Source organism: Leptospira sanjuanensis (genome assembly GCF_022267325.1).
GTDB classification, from domain to species: Bacteria; Spirochaetota; Leptospiria; order Leptospirales; family Leptospiraceae; genus Leptospira; species Leptospira sanjuanensis.
This window is the reverse complement of the sequence record NZ_JAIZBG010000001.1, coordinates 1,653,929-1,670,072: the sequence shown is the minus strand read 5'-3', so window position 1 is coordinate 1,670,072 and position 16,144 is coordinate 1,653,929. Positions and strand designations below refer to the sequence as shown.

The following is a 16,144-nucleotide window of genomic DNA, read 5'->3' as shown; positions in this document are numbered from 1 at the left end:
CGATCAGGGTCCTAGAAGTTTTTCTAGGTATCGAACTCCGCCCATGGCGTTTAGGTCAAACTGAATCTGACATGCCGGACATTGATATCTTCCCGGTTTGGAAACTCGGATCCGGGAAGAACAAGCGCCGCAATAAATGATCCGCTTCGGAAAATTCTTTTCGGTGCGGATCGCCTTCTCCAACGCGGACTTTGCCGAGTAAACGTCGGCCCCTTCACTTCTTACGGCTCCCGCGTTCGACTCGGAAGAAGCACCCGAATGCGCTGGGCCTGCCGATTCATCGGAAGAAGTCGTTTCTTCTTTCTCATCGTTTAAGAACGCCTGCAATCTCTGCGACTGACTCGCGAGTCCGGAAGATCCGGCAAAGGATGTCGGTTTAGCAAATTCCGAGGAAGAACCGGAATCCGAAACGTTTTCCGTTTCGGGAACGGTTTGAATCTCGGGAATATAAATCGAATGCGAACCGCCGGAACCGGAAATTTTCTGCGATCCGGAAGAATAGAATTGAACGGGAGAATTCTTTTTGATTTTGGAAATCGCGCTCGGCGCTCCCTTAGAACTTCTCTGATCCTGAATCTTGATGAGAGAAAGATATTCTTCCGCTCGAGTCGGATCCTCAAAGAACGCGATCGACTTGCCGAATCCCAAAAAGCTGAGAAGGGTTTTGCATTCTTCGTTGAACGCGCAATAGGCGGAAGAAGCTCCCCTGCTTTTCAGAAAATTTTCGAATCTCGCGAGAACGCTGATCCCTTCGGATTCGATGTATTCCAATTCCTCGCAGGAAAATAAGAATTTGCGGATTCCTTCTTCCCATTTGGATTTAAGATAAGAATAAAAATCCTCCGCGCTCGCCGAATCCAATCGGCCCCGCAGCTTGAGCTTGAGAATATTTCCGGAAAGTCTGGATCGGATTTCCACGTTTCTATCTTATCCTAAATAGATCGCGTCTAGAATTTCTTCTTTCGACGCGACGACCGTCGGGTTTCCGTGCGCCGCGCTTTGGGAAACGTTGCCCGTTTGTATGGAAGTAGTGGAAGCGGGAACTCCGTGGGGAGAGCCGCTTACAGGAGAATGTGCGGTTTCGGTGGATCCCGCGGAAGCGGCGGTGTGTACGACCGGAGAAGATACAACTCCCACCGGCTCTGTTACGACCGTAGCGGTCAATACGGGAGAAGGCGCATTCGACAATTCGCCGTTCGTGCCGGAAGATGAATTTCCGAGCGATCCCGGAAACACGACCGAATCCAACGGACTGGATTGTTTCGTAAGAACCGGAACGTTAGTCGCGCTTGAATGCGAGACCTTTTCCACAAGCGGTCTGGAACCGTAATCGGGAACCGTTTCCTTCGTCGAATTTCCGAGCGTAAGCAACAGATAGACGAATTCCAAAAACAGAGCCGCACCGAGCGCGATCAAAGAATAGTTTCTCAAAAGCCATTCCAACAATTCCGTTTGTTTGAACACGAACGTGCGGAAGTTTCCCCGATCGTAGATCATATGAATCGCGGCGACTCGTTCGAGTTTTACGGGATGGTATACGGCCGCGGAAAGCAGAATTTCAGGTTCGCTGATTTCCGGAAAAAAACTTTCGAACTTGGAAAAGAATACGCTTTTGGAAAGAGCTTCTTTCTTTTGTCCCAATAAAACCGGAATGCTGATCTGCCATTTACGAAGACGAAACGCCCTTGTGTACAACGCGTCCTGATACAAAGCCTCCGGCTTTCTTTTCTTCAAAGTTTCCTGAAGATATTGCGGATTGGAATGAGCGAGAACGATCCCCGCCTCGTTCGTCAAAAAGATTTCCTTGATCGTATAACCGTCGTTGTCCTTGTCCGAAATCTTGGTCATTCTCGAAAAAACGAAATTCATGTCTTCGTAGGACGCGTCGCTACCGGAATTCTCCGCCGCCTTGGCAAGAGTGCCTAACGTATCTCGCGCGCGGTTGTCCGAACCGATTTTCAAAAGTTCAAAGGAGGCCAGAGAGGATTCCAAAAAAGACCAGGCCACGGCTCCGAGTGCGATCGATTCGCAAACGATCAACAGTAAAAGAAAATAGAATATACTTTTGAAAATCTTCACTCTGAGACCTCTAACCAACCAATCGGAAGAAATGAGGTTTTCTCTTGAGAATAAAAACGGTTTTGAACTTACTTTTCGCCGGAAACGAGAGATTTTCGAGGATTTAGAAACGAATTCAAATTTCCCCGAAGGCAGGAAATAAATTCGTTCTTCTTCGCTTGGCCTGCGTCCAAACCGAGCATTTCGACGCTCGTCATATCCGTCCAATTTCTCCCGCAGGGATGGATACAGCGGAACGCTCGGAAGTCGTTGTCGACGTTAAATGCGATTCCGTGACTCGTAAAAAAGGATTTGAAGTTCACTCCGATCGAGCAGATCTTTTTGTCCGGGTTTGATTCCAGATACAATCCGGGAGAATCCGAATCGGTTACCAGACGCAGATCCCAGGTGGAACGAGCGGCGTCGATCACGGCCGCCAGCAGATTCTCCAGATAAGAACGGATTGAAAGTTCCCTGCGTTTCAAATCCACGTGCGCGTAAACGACCAGCTGACCGGGCTCGTGGGCCGTAAAATCCCCTCCTCTCTGGATAAAATGGATCTGAATTCCCTGAGATTCCAGAAATTCCTTTCCCAAGAGAAGATTCTCTAGATTATAATTGATTCCGCCGGTGATCGTGGGAGCGTGTTCCAAAAAAAGAATGCACTCCTTTCTGGACTTCCGCAGTTTTTCCTGCAGTTCCAAATAACGGAGATACGGAAATTCCCCTTTCGGTTCGATCATTCTCACAAGATTCTTTATATGGAAAAACTCTTAGAAGTCATCTCTTTTATCCTACAGAAATCTCCGAACGGCAGAGACCGCCTCTCCCTTTCCAAACTGATCTACTTTGCGGACGGAGTCTACTTTCAGAAGAACGCGAAGCTTATCACGAACCAGACCTATATCCACTTGGAGGATTCTCCCTGTGCTTTGGATTTTCAGGCAGCGTTGCTTCATTTGAGAAAAAACGGTCTAATAGATATCAAACCCCGGCTGACGGAAAAAGGAATCTCCGGATTTCAAATCGTCTGGACGGGTGAACCCGGAGAGGAAGCGGTCGACCTCAATCGACAGGAAAAGAGAATCATCCGTAAGGTATTGGAAAACTTCAAAAATGCGGTTTATGATGAGAATCGAGTATATCCAAATCTCTACGAAAACTACATCATTTCGCCGCTTTTTGCGGAAATTCCCTTCAACAAGGATACACTCAATACCAAAATTCACTTTTTCAAGAGGAAAACGCTTTTAAATATCTCCGGTAAAATTTTTAAGGTACTATTTAGCGAATAGCGGGACCGTAAAATGCAGATAACCGTAATGAAAGGTAAAATCCACCGGGCTACGGTCACGGACGCGGATCTAAACTACGAAGGCAGTCTGACCGTAGATATGGATCTCGTAGACGCGGCAGGAATGCGCGTATATGAGAAAGTTTCCGTAGTGAACGTAAACAACGGCGCCCGTTTCGAAACCTACATCATCGAGGGAAAACGCGGTTCCGGAGAAATCTGTTTGAACGGAGCGGCCGCAAGACTCGGGATGAAAGGCGACAAAGTCATCATCATCACTTATGCCCAAGTGGAAGAAAAAGAACTTCCCGCCGACTACTCTCCGAAAGTAGTTCACGTTGACGAAAATAACCGAAAACGGTAATTTTTACAAAAAACGACTTTCCCAACCTAATTTCCGGCTTTCAAAGGCCGATATAAATTAGTAAGAATTCCATCGGACCAGAATAACTATGAAATCTTTTTTAAGAATCTCTGTTTGCCTGCTACTTCTTTTCGTAGGTCATACGACCTTTAGCCAGAACGCAGAAAAACCCGATCCGAACAAAAAGGACGGAGGAACAGATTATTATCCCCTATCCTATTACGATGAACGTCTCGCTGTGAAGAACATCTCTTTCTTCCGCAGACATTCTGACAACGGTAAGGGAGAATTTCTGGACGTGATGGTGGAAATGGAAAACCGCGATTTCGATCCGGCAAAATTCTCCATTTATATTTTAGCGGTAAACGAATCGACCGCGGTCAATCCGGAAAAACGGGATCTGGTTCCGTTTCCTAAATGGAGAGGATACGACGTAGAGAACAGCACTCTTATCATCAACTTCCAAAACCTGATGCCTCAAAAACTCGAGTCCAAAGCGGTTTGGGGAGAAGAAAGATACAACAAAGCGAAGAAGGATTACGACGATCGCATCGCTCGCGGCGAGATGGTGAAGATGTCTCTTCCCGCGTTGACCGAAACCATCACGTATCTTACCAATCATCCCGAAAACGCTCTTGAGTTTACGATCTTCGGAGAACAAGGTCCGAAAAAAGATCAGGTTCTTTTGAGCAACTTCGTGGATCAGACCGAGGATGAGAAAAAGAAACAATCCCACGATTCTTTGAGCAAACACACTTATACGATCTACAGCGCGAAATACAAAACGACTTTGATGTCCCACCACTACACCGAGTACAGACCCGGTTACGTGACGTACAATAAGGTTGTGGTTCTGATCTTCAATCCGCTGAAAGAAAAGAACAAACTCGTTTACAGAAGATTCATCGATGTGGGAAACATCCGACTCTTAAATTAAGATTCGTTTCCCTGTAACGGCGGCCGTTACTCAAACGCCGCCGATCGTTCGCTTGGATGTAGATCACCGAATGATTTTCACATCGTTCTACCGGCCTTGTTTGTATTCGGAATGAATACGAACGCTCGATTGTTAATCAAAGTAGAATCGGGGCGACTAAAGAGCCACCCCAACGTCCTTAAACTTAAGAACGTTAGACGAAAGAGAGATGTGAAATTTCTTACAGAGATTTTCGAGAACGTTTTGTCTGCTTTTTATAGCGTTCGATGCTCTCCGGAACATAACGCGTAGACCAATCGGCCCCGCTCATATTCTTTTCAATCCAGCCGGTACCGTGGTCCCAGCGTCCATCGGAAAGAAAATCAAAGAAATAGGAAGAATTCATATATCGATATGAATCCATGATATCGAGAATGTCCCGTTTTACGGGGAAACCCTGGCCGTTTTCGCTTTCTGAAAAGAAGCTATTGTCCATTGGTTCAATCCTAAGAATCGCTTCCAGGACTGTCCATCTTTTTTATTATGTTCTCATTCTTTGAGACCCAACCTATTCCCAAAGCTTCAACTGTCTCTCTTCTGCAACATCCCCGGTTGGAGGGATTTCCGAATCGGGTTTGGAAGTCAATTTGCCGTGTAAGACCTCCTGACGCCTTTTTTTTACCTTCCGGGCCTCATCCAGAATTCCTTCCAACTTCTCTTCCAGAAAATACCGCAGTTGCCGCTCGATTTCAGTTTCGGTTTCTTTAGCCACAACCATTTCTCCCTCCCACATCCTTCCGGATCTGAAAGAAAGAATACCAAAGACCCCGGACAAGGTTTTTCGGAAAGGCTGGATTTATTTGCGAAACATAGAAAAAATTGTACCGGAAAAGGCCCCCAGATGCTGAACATACCGGAACTAACAGACACTCTCCTAAACGGAAAAGACATCGATATCGAATACAAATTCGTATCCGAAGAAGACCATCAACAGCTCTATAATTTATTGCTTAACATACTCGGAAAGATCGACAGACTTTTTTTAACGGAAGTCATTTCCACGATTCTGAAGGAAATCCTGATGAACGCCAACAAGGCGAACGCGAAGCGGATTTTCTTTTTAAAGAAGAACCTTGACATTCACAACGCGGATCACTACGCGAAAGGGATGCGGACCTTTCAAGAGGAGATCACGCATCACTGGGACGATCAGCGGGAGATTCTTTTGAACAGTAGTTTTCAGATCCATCTCCGTGCGAAGATGGTGAACAACAGTCTCGCCATTCTCGTGGAAAACGACGCGGCGCTTTTACCGCAGGAATTGGATCGGATCAAAAAAAGAATCGAGTCCGCCAAGAAATACAACGACCTCTCCGACGCGTTCATGGATATTTCCGATTCTCAGGAAAGCGCCGGGCTCGGACTCGTATTGATTCAACTTCTCTTGAAAAACTCAGGGATCGGTTCGGACAAGTTCAAAGTGGATACGGACGGAAAACTGACGCGGGCCACACTCGTAGTTCCCCAGCAGATCGTTCCGATCGACATCACCACCAAACTGAAGGAGCGGATCCTCGCCGAAATCGAAGGACTTCCCCCGCTTCCCAATACTCTTACTCGAATCATCTCTTTGTGCAACAATCCCGATTCCGACCTGGGAATCATCGCGCATGAAATCGAAAAGAATCCCGCTCTCAGCGTCGACTTGTTGAAACTTTCCAACTCGGCGGGTTTTGCGAGTAGAAACAAGGTCAACACGATCGTGCAGGCCGTAAAGGTAGTCGGCTTAAAGAACGTGCGCAACCTTCTCTACGTTTCGGGCGTCCGCAAGATCATGGATGGACGTTATGCGAAACTGCAAGAAGTTTGGAACCATTCGAATATGTGCAGTTTTTTCATCCGTCATATCGCCGGCAGAGGCGGAATGACTCGGGTTGCCGATATCGCCGCAGCCGGCGCGTTACTGCACGACTTAGGGAAATTCATCCTTCTTTCCTTGGATCAAAAACTTTTCGTCAAACTCACGAACTACCAAAAGGACCGCGATTTCGGAAGTTCCACGATTCTCGAGGAAATCTCCATCGGAATCTCCCACCCTACGTTAGGCGCCCTTCTTGCAAAAAAATGGGATTTCCCTCCCGACCTCGTTCAGATGATAGAATTCCATCACAGACCGTTTATGACGGTGGGAAGCGTCTATCACGACTTAGTCGAACTGGTTTATCTCGCCAATATGATGATGGATTGTATCGACAAGAAGGCCTCGTTTTTCACGATAGACGAAACCATACTTCAAAAATACGATCTCGCGGATAAAAAGACGTTCGAAGAAACCTGCGAGAAACTCAGGAAGTTGTATGACATCGCGCGAATGGAGAACTAAAGCCGTTTGAAAATCGATTCCTTATTATCCATAGAGGAAGTCAGTTACAAACCCACCGGAAAAACGATCCTGGATCGGGTCAGTTTTTCGATCGAAGAAAACGAACACTGCGTTCTTCTCGGAAGAAACGGAGCCGGAAAAAGCACGCTGGTCAATCTGATCTACGGGATGATTTGGGCGACTTCCGGAACGATCCGATTGTTTCACGAAACCTACGGAGAAACTGCGATCCAAGACCTTCGCAAACGGATCGGAATCTTGGACGCTTCCCAACAGGAGAATTCCCTCCAACGAAAACTTACCTTATTGGATGTCGTATTAACGGGACTTTTCCATACGATCGGATACTATCGCGACCCGAGTCCCGAGGAAGAATCCAAAGCCCTTCGTATATTAGAAGAATCGAATTTAATTTCCAAGAAAGACCAGTTTTACGGGACGCTTTCCTCCGGAGAAAAGAAGAAGGCTCTGTTTCTACGGAGCCTTGTAAGCGAACCGGATCTCTTGATTTTAGACGAACCCTGCTCTTCCCTGGATCTTACGGCTCGAGAGGATTTTATAGGATTTTTGAAGGAATACCATTCCAAAAGAAAGTTCACTTCTCTTTATATCACCCATCGGCCCGAAGAGATTCCCGAGTTTTATTCGAAGGCGGTTTTGCTCAAAGAAGGCAAGGTCGTTCACACTGGCCCGATCGAAGAATGTTTTACGGAAAAGAATCTGAACGAACTCTACGATCTTTCCCTGCAAGTAAATCGTATCAACGGGACTTGGTCCGTCATCGCAAAACGAACTTGAATATCAAGCGCGAGCTGAAACGATTCAGATTCGTTCATTGTTCGATCCGAAATTCGTCTTCGAACCGGCCTTTTGCGGATCCATTTTCGAACGACTTTTCCCGATGGAATCAAAACCGTTTTATTTTTAATCATAGGAATTACGGACGAATCGTTTATCATAGAACGTAACTTCGGGAGAATCAATGAAAACGACCTTCGAAACAAAACATGTCAGCATTTCCGTCGGAGTGTCTTGGAAAACCGCGTATGAATTCTTATCCGAACCTAAAAATTTTCCCGAGTGGGCATCCGGACTTTGCAAATCCATCCGACCCGGTCCGAATGAAGAATGGATCATCGAAGCCCCGCAAGGAACTTTAAAAGCCATCTTTACACCCAAGAATCCTTACGGAATCTTGGATCACACCGTAATCTTGAACGAAACCGATCGGATCGCAAACCCGCTTAGAATTCTTCCCAACGGAGAAGGATCCGAAATCCTATTCACATTGTTTAAAACGCCGAACATGACGCAGGAAAAATTCGAGGAAGATGCGGCTTGGGTGAAAAAAGACCTGAACGAACTGAAGGCTCTTTTAGAAAGAAAATATTGAACGGACTCTAAATAAGCCGAAACCGTGCGGCGCCGCTTCGATAAAGAAAAAATCAAAATCGAACCTGGGACCGTTTTTAGTCTTGCGATGCTCCTGTTCTATGCTAAAAATCAGGTTTTGATCAGACTTATCGAATTCGAAGGCCCGAAGGTGGTCTTAAAAACAAAAAAGGCGTCCTCGGGACGCCTTTTCGCAAGTCATGAAAGGTCGAACTTGAAATTAAAAGCTTTGGAGAATCGCTTGGTATCTTGCGTTTTCTCTTTCTAAGCTCTGTGCTTGTTTGATGTATTTTTGAGATTGAGCGTTGCTCGCAAGAAATTTACCGCCGGTAGATCTGTTTGCAAGTTCTCTCAACTCTTCCGCTCTATGAACTTTCTGTTGAGCTACGGCTCTCAGATAATTACCCACGGCGGTTTTTTGTTCCTTTGTAACTGCACTTTCTACGATTGCTTTTTCCAGGAGCTGATCTTCAACATCCTCCGATACGGCGAAAACGGAACTTGCAGCCAGAAAGCCCAAAAGGGAAACTACAGAAATCATTTTGTTAGTGTTCATGATTGAAACCTCGATTTATTTTTGTCTATTTTTGCTTGTTTCGATCCGGTAAACTCATCGCCCGAACCCTTGCGTGAAACGGAATTGTTTTCGCTTCACTATCACCAATACGACGTCTTCCGAATAAAAAATAAATACATTTTTCTAAAAAGGATAAAAAATATTTTTTAGACCGAAATCAATACATTGTTTTTAGAATATTCTAATTTTTGAATCTATTTTCACTGCGGAATTCAGCATATCCGGGCAGCCGTTTTAAAAAATCGGCAAACCGATCGAAACGTCGAAACACGTCTCTTTGAAACGCGACTTGTTGCTTAAAAAGCGAGATCGTTTCGAAACGTTTTCACTCGATCTATTGAAAAATTGTACAGTTATCCGTATGAAAAATCAAATGAAAAGAAAGGTTTCGTTCCGACTGTTCCACAAAGAAAGAAATCGTTTGAGAATTAAGAAAGAATTTGCGAAATGCCTTTCGTTTGCGGAAAGACGAAACAAGTTCATATGCTTCCATTCGCCTAAGAACTAAGCAGCTCCGTCAAAATCCGCTTCAAAAATAAAGAATTCTCCCATTGCATGAATTGCTTTTTAGGATAGGGAGAAGGAAATAAACCCAAAGAATTAAAATCTACAGCTCTTGTTCGACACGGCAAACGTTAAGAGCGGTTCAAGAAAGCTCGTAGCTGACATATTCACAGTCCGGAAAACGGCTGCACTGATAGAATTCCTTCTTTTTCGATGTTTTCTTTTTTTGAAGAGAACCTTCTTTGCAGAGGGGACATACGCCCCAACCGGTTTCGATCTTCTTTTGACGGGTTTGCGCCCATTCTTTGCGAAAACCGGGAGCCGCCGATTTGCTGCTTTGAATGGATGTCTGCAAATCGGCCCAAAGTCGGTTTAATACGGAAAGGGAATCCGATTCGGATCGTTCGATCTTATCCAGTTCCGATTCGAGGTCCGCGGTAAACTTTTCGCGGAACAGATCGCCGAACCCGGCTTGCAGAAAAAAATTTACCTTCTCCCCCAAAGGAAGCGGATAGAAGAATTTCTTTTCCTGATCGACGTATTTTCGTTTTAGAAGAGTTTCCGAAACGGTCGCATACGTGGACGGGCGTCCAATCCCTTCCTTTTCCAGCTTTGCTACCAACGAACCTTCGGAATAACGGGAAGGAGGCTCCGTTTGTTTTCGTTCACTTTCCGCCTTGGAAAGTGAAACCGATTCTCCGCGATCCCAGACCGGAATCGGCTTCGTTTCCATGTCGCTTAATCTTTTGAAGCCGGGAAACAACGTTTTCTTCGTTTCCAAAGAGAACGTTTCGCCCGCGGCTGCAATCGTATATTCGGTTTTTAAGAATTCTTCCGGCGGCATCAAGGAAGCGAGGGTTCGTTTCCAGACGAGTTCGTAGAGAGAGGCTTCTTCCTTATTCAAAAAGGTTCGGGTTTTTTCGGGAGTTAAGAACGGATTCGTAATGCGAATCGCTTCGTGCGCGTCTTGTATTCGTTTTGTAGGTGCGGCTTTTTTGGGTTTGCGAGAGACGTTAGTAATGACGGTACCGGCGCCTCCGGCAAATACGTCGCCGAACGCAGATGCAATCCAAGCCCGCGCTTGCTCAACGAAATCCGGATTCAAACGGGTGGAATCCGTTCTCATATACGTGATCAAACCTTCCCGTTTTCCGTTCCCCAGATCCATTCCTTCATACAATTTTTGCGCGATGCTCATCGTCTTTTTGGAGGAGTATTGGAATCTTCGAAACGCTTCCTGTTGCAAACTTGCCGTCTGAAACGGAGGCGGGGGAGAATTCTTACCTTTGGTTTCCTTTTTCTCTTGGATGCGGAGATTTTTTTCTTTTTGAAACGATTCAAGAATCCGATTTGCCGCTTCTACCGAAAAGAGTCGATCGCCGATTCTTTGAAAAACCCCTTCGATTCCGTTTCGATCGAAGCAATATAGTAGAATATTATAATATACTTCCGGTTTAAAATTGCGGATCTCCTCTTCCCGGTCGCAGATCCATTTCAATGCGACCGATTGAACCCTCCCCGCGGACAAACCGGGACCGATCTCTTTCCAGAGAACGGGGCTTACGAAATAACCGATCAAACGGTCGCCGATTCGTCTCGTCCTTTGCGCGTCCACGAGAGATTCGTGAATCGAATCCGGGTTTTGCAAAGAATTCAAAATCGCGTTTCGGGTTATCTCCGTAAAACGAATCCGAAAGACATTGGATTTCTTTTTCAACCGATCTCGAATATAAGCGCTGATGAATTCTCCCTCGCGATCGGGGTCGGTCGCGAGAAAAACCTTCTCAGATTCTTTGGCTGCTTTTACGATTTCGGTAAGGATTTTTTTCTTTCCGGGAAGAATCGTATATTCCGGTTCGAAATGATTTTTCAGATCGAGTCCGAGAACCGACTTGGGAAGATCGGCGACATGTCCTAGAGTCGCAAGAATTCTAAATTCTTTGCCTAAATAACCGCCGATGGTTTTTGCTTTGGAAGGAGATTCTACGATAAGGAGAAAGGACACCGAACCTTAGGGTTTAGTGCGGTCCCAGGTTTTCAATCAAATATCCGTTTCGATAGGTAGGGTTTTTCCGTTTTGTTACGAGATAAGGTTTGGTTCTTGGGGGCATTACGGTTCGGATTAAAAACGCCCTCGTCTTAAAAACGATCAGCGTAAGAATTTCTACGATTCGATTCGGTTTAGGAAAACCCATCGCGTCGCGCAGAGGCGCTTCCATCAAACTGAAAAGAGCGTGGAAGATCAAAGGACGAATTCCAGGGATGTTCGGAATTCTTCCCGCAAGAATGTTAAGTGTCGCCCGACCGAGCCGTTCACTTTCCGGAGTTCGTTTGAAATGTTTCTCTTCGAATTCTCGGCTCCATCTTTCGAAAAAATCGTAATCGTTCGGAAGGTCTTGAATGTTCATGAGTTTTCCCACGTTTCTCCACATATGATAGTTCGCGAGTTTTTCTTTTTGGCTTCCCCTTCTCCATCCGAAACGAAGATTCCATCGCACCGGCTCGTATACGAATGTGCTTAGAGTATATAAGAAATCCTGATTGGAAATCGAATATTCCTTGTGGATTTGATTGATGCGGCGAATCGCTTCCCTTCCGTTCGGAGAATCCGTTCCGTTTTCCAAAAATTCCGCGAGCAAAATCGCCGTATCGTCGTATCGTTTTTGTCCGAAGTTTTCGAATTGTTTCGTTTGATCGAGTATCTGAGCGATCGAAGGTATCGCAAACGTTTTAAAGAATGCTAATGCAAGTGAGATTTCAATGTCGCGGGGAAAGTCGTAACTCCCGGATAAAAAGGAGATCCGGTGATAGTCCTTGGTCGGGTCCAAGGTTTGAATTCGGTTTAATACAGCATATCTGTTCCACATTCTCCGCAATTTGAAGAATCGAAATTTCGACGCAAGAATTTTTCCCGTCGCCTTTGGTTTGATATCTAACTTTCACGGATTGATTTACACTCGAGTGATTAAAGTGAACATTTGTTTACAAATGGCTTCCGCGTTGCGGGAATTCGATCTGATACTTTTGGGCACTTCTTCGCTTTTGCCGAAGGTTTCGTTTAGATTCTTCTTTCGATTTTTTTGAGGAAAAAAGCGCTCCTTTCTAATCCTCATGGAACCGCTTAGGACAATGGGCATTCTGTCGCTGAATACGGATCAAGAGATCCGCTCTACATTGCAAAAAGGGCGAACGGAAACGGTGACTTTGTTAATTCCGGAAGAAACCATTCTTCGTTTGGGAGAAAAGAATTTGAAAATTCTTTCAAAACGGATTCCGATTCTTTTGTCTACTTACGGAAAATATTTAACGGCCGTAAGTCGATTAGGAAAGAAGGCGGATCGGACTTTGTATCAGAGGAGTTCGGCTAAATCAAAAATGAAACGGATCAACGTTCGAATCGATCCGGGAAGTTGGACGTTATTCGGAGCCTTAGCGCAGGCCCACGGTGTGTCCCGCTGTTACCTCTTTCATTATCTTCTGTTGTTGGAGGAATTGAGGGTCGGGGATTCTATCGTGAGAACGATGAACGAGGGAGTTCCCACCCTCCATGGGTATTACAGTTACATCCTCCACCTAGATCTACCCAACAATCGAATCATACGGAGACTCCACTGCAGTCCAAACGGTGAATTCTACGCCTTAAATTATACGGAATGGTTTCCCGATTAACAAAAAACGTCATAAACAAAGACGGAAACAGTTCGTATCTCTAAAAGAAAAAACCCCGGAATCAGCCGAGGTTTTAAGCGGAGAAAATATAGATCAAAAAATTCGAATGTATTTTTGATTCGTCTTCCCCTCGCGATCCCGCCGAGAAAGAAGACGAATCTACGATTCTTATGCGTTCGCAGGAACCGGGAACAGACCTTCGATGGAAAGATATCTTTCTCCCGTATCGTAAGAGAAAGTTAACACTTTAGATCCTTCCGGAATCTCAGGTAATTTTTTCGCGACTGCCGCCAATGCTGCGCCGGAAGAAACCCCGATAAAAAGGCCTTCTTCCTTAGCGGCTCTTTGAGCGTATAAGAAAGCTTCGTCTTTGCTGACTTGGATTACTCCGTCGAGAAGATCCGTGTGAAGATTTTTAGGAATGAATCCCGCTCCGATCCCTTGAATCGGGTGTGGTCCCGGTTTTCCTCCGGAGATTACGGGAGAAGCTTCCGGTTCAACAGCGAATACTTTCAGATTCGGGAATTTCTTCTTCAGAACTTGAGCAACACCGGTGATGTGTCCGCCCGTTCCAACGCCGGTAATCACGTAGTCCAATCCTTCCGGAAAGTCGTTCGCGATTTCTTGCGCTGTGGTTTCCACGTGAACTTTGATGTTCGCGTCATTTTCGAACTGTTGCGGCATCCATGCTTTCGGATTTTCTGCAACGATCTGTTTCGCTTTTTCGATCGCACCGGGCATTCCTTTTTCTCTCGGAGTCAGTTCGAATTCCGCTCCATACGCTGCCATAATTCTTCTTCTTTCAATACTCATTGATTCAGGCATTACTAAGAGAAGCTTGTATCCCTTAACGGCTGCAACGAGCGCTAATCCGATTCCAGTGTTTCCGGAAGTCGGTTCTACGATGATGCTGTCTTTGGTGAGTTTGCCGGACTTTTCGGCGTCTTCGATCATCGAAAGGGCAATACGATCCTTAATGGATCCTCCGGGATTGGATCTTTCTAATTTTGCATAGACCTCGCTCTTAGTGTTGAACAAGCGATTGATTTTAACGTGCGGCGTATTACCGATTGTTTCTAAAATACTCTTAGCTTTCATTTCTGTTTTCCTGCCTAATCCAAGGATTCTTTGAGTTTAGATGTTGTTATATTAGACATTTTTTTCAATATAACAAATATACTCAAGAAAAAAAATCCTTTACAGGGGATTCTTTTTACAAGCGAACGGCTTTTTGAAGGCCCTTTAAATTTCCTGTAAAACGATACTCTGGAGAAAGGATTCCGCTTCGGGTCCGAATTCAAGGTCGAGCGTGCGGAATACAGCGTAAATCGTCGAGATATGCACGTTGGAATCTCCCGGAGTGGCGGCGTAACCTCGGATCTCTTTTTCTAAGATTTCCAAAGATCCGAGAGGAATTACGGCGTGCGAAAAAATTCTCCCGTAAAGACCGCGATCCCTCCCCGAAGAAAAGATCGAGTTCGTTGAAATCAAATCGGTCGTGGAAAGATACGGATCGTTTCGAAGTCTTTTGAGGACGATTTCTTTCGGAAGTTTTTTTTTCAATCGAAACCGGAACCTCACCAAATGCATGTAAGGCGAGTTGATCGTCACCGAGGAAGAAGTCAAAGGCAGCTTAAGTCCGATCTGAGAATAGAGTTCGTTTAACAATCGACTGTGATGCGTCCCCCATTCCGCTTCCGGTTTCACAAGGAGCGGTCCGGTCACGTGCGGATCGTCTTTTGCCATATCCGCGTCCCTGCGGATAACGAGAAAGTCCGCTTCTTCCAATACAGATTCCAACTCGCGCGGAGATTCGTCGATCAGCAATCGAAGAGAACCGGCAAGCGTATGCGTGTTGCAAGTCGCGACGTGCAGAAATTTCGGAAGTTCCTTTTCCAAAAACGTTCTCGCGTCGGGATATAAGAACTGAGGTCCGAATTTGTGCTCGCTCCCTTGCGCGATAAACATTCGTATTTTAGAATATTCGGATGTATTGTATTCATCGATGCGCGAATCGGCGACGCCGGGCGGGGAACAATCGCAAAGAACGGAAGAATTCTCCAGAGCTTTCTTTTTGGAAAAGAATTCGGGGAAAAAATCTTTAACTCCGTTGTCGCCCGTATCTACTACGATCGCCCCTTTTTCCACCAAGGAAAGAATCGCCGGAATTTCGGATTTTTTGAGTCGATAAGGTTCGACGTAAACCTGAAATTTTCCGAGTTTTCCCTGTAAGATCAGCAGGAGAGAAGCCAAGGGCCAACCGATCACTCCGGTTCCTCGAACATAAACCCCCGGTAGCGTTTGTGCTGTCATGGGTGATCCGTCAGAGGCACGATATCATCTTGAAATACGGCTTTCAATTCCTATCCTCAAACCTTAGACGCGTGCGTAGAACGGATCTCGCAGATAATTCTCTTTGTACTTCACGTAGTTACCCGTGGTTCTCGTGATGATTTCGCGTTCCTTATCCGTGATGTCCCGAACGATTTTTCCAGGCGATCCCATCACCAAGACTCCGGGCGGAATTTTTTTTCCCGGCGTTACGAGCGCGCCCGCTCCGATAAATGCGAACTCTCCAACTTCCACGTCGTCCATCAAAGTCGCGCACATTCCCACGAACGCATTGTCTTTGAGTTTACATCCGTGTATCGTCGCTCGGTGACCGATCGACACGTTATTTCCGATTTCAACCGGATAGACGTCTCTCGCAACGTGAATGACCGTAAGATCCTGGATGTTCACGTTCTCGCCGATTCGAATGTAATTCACGTCGCCCCGAACCAAAGTCTGAAACCAAATGGAAGAATTCTTTCCAATCACCACGTCCCCGACCACCTGAGAACCGGGCGCTAAAAAAACGGATTCGTGGATCTGCGGTTTTTTTCCCATGTATTCCAGAATTTGATAATTTGAATTCATCGATTCTTCCTCTCTGCTCTACTTCCAAATCGTCCGCTCGGAGTCTTCAAAACAAGTCTAAAAAAAAG

Annotated in this window: 18 protein-coding genes; 7 read left to right on the top strand and 11 right to left on the bottom strand. The window is 45.7% G+C overall.

Features of this window, described 5'->3' with window-relative positions:
* Window positions 1-3 precede the first annotated feature (3 nt).
* Genes LFX25_RS07580 through lipB form a run of 3 tightly spaced genes read right to left on the bottom strand, consistent with a single transcriptional unit; the run spans window position 4 to window position 2,801 of the window.
* Window positions 4-918 (bottom strand): STAS domain-containing protein, encoded by a 915-nt coding sequence (locus LFX25_RS07580; protein WP_238729708.1) that lies wholly within the window; start codon window positions 916-918, stop codon window positions 4-6.
* A gap of 9 nt (window positions 919-927) precedes the next feature.
* Window positions 928-2,097: an LIC_12071 family protein gene (locus tag LFX25_RS07575; protein WP_238729707.1), complete on the bottom strand. Its 1,170-nt coding sequence runs from the start codon at window positions 2,095-2,097 to the stop codon at window positions 928-930.
* Between the two features lie 50 nt (window positions 2,098-2,147).
* Window positions 2,148-2,801: a lipoyl(octanoyl) transferase LipB gene (lipB, locus tag LFX25_RS07570; RefSeq protein WP_238729706.1), complete on the bottom strand. Its 654-nt coding sequence runs from the start codon at window positions 2,799-2,801 to the stop codon at window positions 2,148-2,150.
* Between the two features lie 18 nt (window positions 2,802-2,819).
* On the opposite strand from lipB, the gene LFX25_RS07565 reads away from it, so the two are divergent.
* From LFX25_RS07565 to LFX25_RS07555, 3 genes are all read left to right on the top strand, one after another.
* On the top strand, window positions 2,820-3,353 hold the full coding sequence (locus LFX25_RS07565; protein WP_238729705.1) for a SocA family protein: 534 nt from the start codon (window positions 2,820-2,822) through the stop codon (window positions 3,351-3,353).
* Between the two features lie 27 nt (window positions 3,354-3,380).
* Entirely contained in the window at window positions 3,381-3,716 is a 336-nt protein-coding gene (gene panD / locus LFX25_RS07560; protein WP_319937438.1) for an aspartate 1-decarboxylase, read from the top strand.
* An 88-nt stretch (window positions 3,717-3,804) separates the two neighbouring features.
* Entirely contained in the window at window positions 3,805-4,653 is an 849-nt protein-coding gene (locus tag LFX25_RS07555; protein WP_238729703.1) for a hypothetical protein, read from the top strand.
* Window positions 4,654-4,873: 220 nt separating this feature from the next.
* Here the strand turns inward: LFX25_RS07555 and LFX25_RS07550 are convergent, their stop codons facing one another.
* Together LFX25_RS07550 and LFX25_RS07545 are read right to left on the bottom strand one after the other, a co-directional pair.
* On the bottom strand, window positions 4,874-5,155 hold the full coding sequence (locus LFX25_RS07550) for a hypothetical protein (RefSeq protein ID WP_174714601.1): 282 nt from the start codon (window positions 5,153-5,155) through the stop codon (window positions 4,874-4,876).
* A gap of 45 nt (window positions 5,156-5,200) precedes the next feature.
* Window positions 5,201-5,410 carry an LIC12077 family protein gene (locus LFX25_RS07545; protein ID WP_319937012.1) on the bottom strand — a complete coding sequence of 70 codons (210 nt, stop codon included), beginning with the start codon at window positions 5,408-5,410 and terminating at the stop codon, window positions 5,201-5,203.
* 123 nt (window positions 5,411-5,533) lie between these two features.
* On the opposite strand from LFX25_RS07545, the gene LFX25_RS07540 reads away from it, so the two are divergent.
* The 3 genes from LFX25_RS07540 to LFX25_RS07530 all read left to right on the top strand — a co-directional run bounded on the left by LFX25_RS07540 (window position 5,534) and on the right by LFX25_RS07530 (window position 8,408).
* On the top strand, window positions 5,534-7,015 hold the full coding sequence (locus tag LFX25_RS07540) for an HDOD domain-containing protein (protein ID WP_238729702.1): 1,482 nt from the start codon (window positions 5,534-5,536) through the stop codon (window positions 7,013-7,015).
* Between the two features lie 6 nt (window positions 7,016-7,021).
* The gene (locus LFX25_RS07535; RefSeq protein ID WP_238729701.1) at window positions 7,022-7,813 is read left to right on the top strand and encodes an ABC transporter ATP-binding protein; all 792 of its coding nucleotides are present in this window, start codon (window positions 7,022-7,024) and stop codon (window positions 7,811-7,813) included.
* A gap of 184 nt (window positions 7,814-7,997) precedes the next feature.
* Window positions 7,998-8,408: an SRPBCC family protein gene (locus LFX25_RS07530; protein WP_238729700.1), complete on the top strand. Its 411-nt coding sequence runs from the start codon at window positions 7,998-8,000 to the stop codon at window positions 8,406-8,408.
* Between the two features lie 219 nt (window positions 8,409-8,627).
* On the opposite strand, the gene LFX25_RS07525 is transcribed toward LFX25_RS07530, so the two are convergent.
* The 3 genes from LFX25_RS07525 to LFX25_RS07515 form a co-directional block, all read right to left on the bottom strand.
* Entirely contained in the window at window positions 8,628-8,963 is a 336-nt protein-coding gene (locus LFX25_RS07525) for an LIC10421/LIC12816 family protein (protein WP_238729699.1), read from the bottom strand.
* A 667-nt stretch (window positions 8,964-9,630) separates the two neighbouring features.
* Window positions 9,631-11,493 carry a type I DNA topoisomerase gene (gene topA, locus LFX25_RS07520; RefSeq protein ID WP_238729698.1) on the bottom strand — a complete coding sequence of 621 codons (1,863 nt, stop codon included), beginning with the start codon at window positions 11,491-11,493 and terminating at the stop codon, window positions 9,631-9,633.
* A 13-nt stretch (window positions 11,494-11,506) separates the two neighbouring features.
* Window positions 11,507-12,355: an oxygenase MpaB family protein gene (locus LFX25_RS07515; protein WP_238729697.1), complete on the bottom strand. Its 849-nt coding sequence runs from the start codon at window positions 12,353-12,355 to the stop codon at window positions 11,507-11,509.
* A 262-nt stretch (window positions 12,356-12,617) separates the two neighbouring features.
* On the opposite strand from LFX25_RS07515, the gene LFX25_RS07510 reads away from it, so the two are divergent.
* Complete coding sequence (locus LFX25_RS07510; RefSeq protein WP_238729696.1) at window positions 12,618-13,157, top strand: DUF1564 domain-containing protein; 540 nt, start codon at window positions 12,618-12,620, stop codon at window positions 13,155-13,157.
* Window positions 13,158-13,325: 168 nt separating this feature from the next.
* Here LFX25_RS07510 and cysK read toward each other — a convergent pair whose 3' ends face one another.
* From cysK to LFX25_RS07495, 3 genes are all read right to left on the bottom strand, one after another.
* Complete coding sequence (gene cysK / locus LFX25_RS07505; RefSeq protein WP_238729695.1) at window positions 13,326-14,255, bottom strand: cysteine synthase A; 930 nt, start codon at window positions 14,253-14,255, stop codon at window positions 13,326-13,328.
* A 144-nt stretch (window positions 14,256-14,399) separates the two neighbouring features.
* A complete protein-coding gene (locus LFX25_RS07500; protein WP_238729694.1) occupies window positions 14,400-15,470 on the bottom strand; it encodes a hypothetical protein in 1,071 nt (356 codons plus the stop codon).
* A 63-nt stretch (window positions 15,471-15,533) separates the two neighbouring features.
* On the bottom strand, window positions 15,534-16,076 hold the full coding sequence (locus tag LFX25_RS07495; RefSeq protein WP_238729693.1) for a gamma carbonic anhydrase family protein: 543 nt from the start codon (window positions 16,074-16,076) through the stop codon (window positions 15,534-15,536).
* Between the last annotated feature and the right edge of the window lie 68 nt (window positions 16,077-16,144).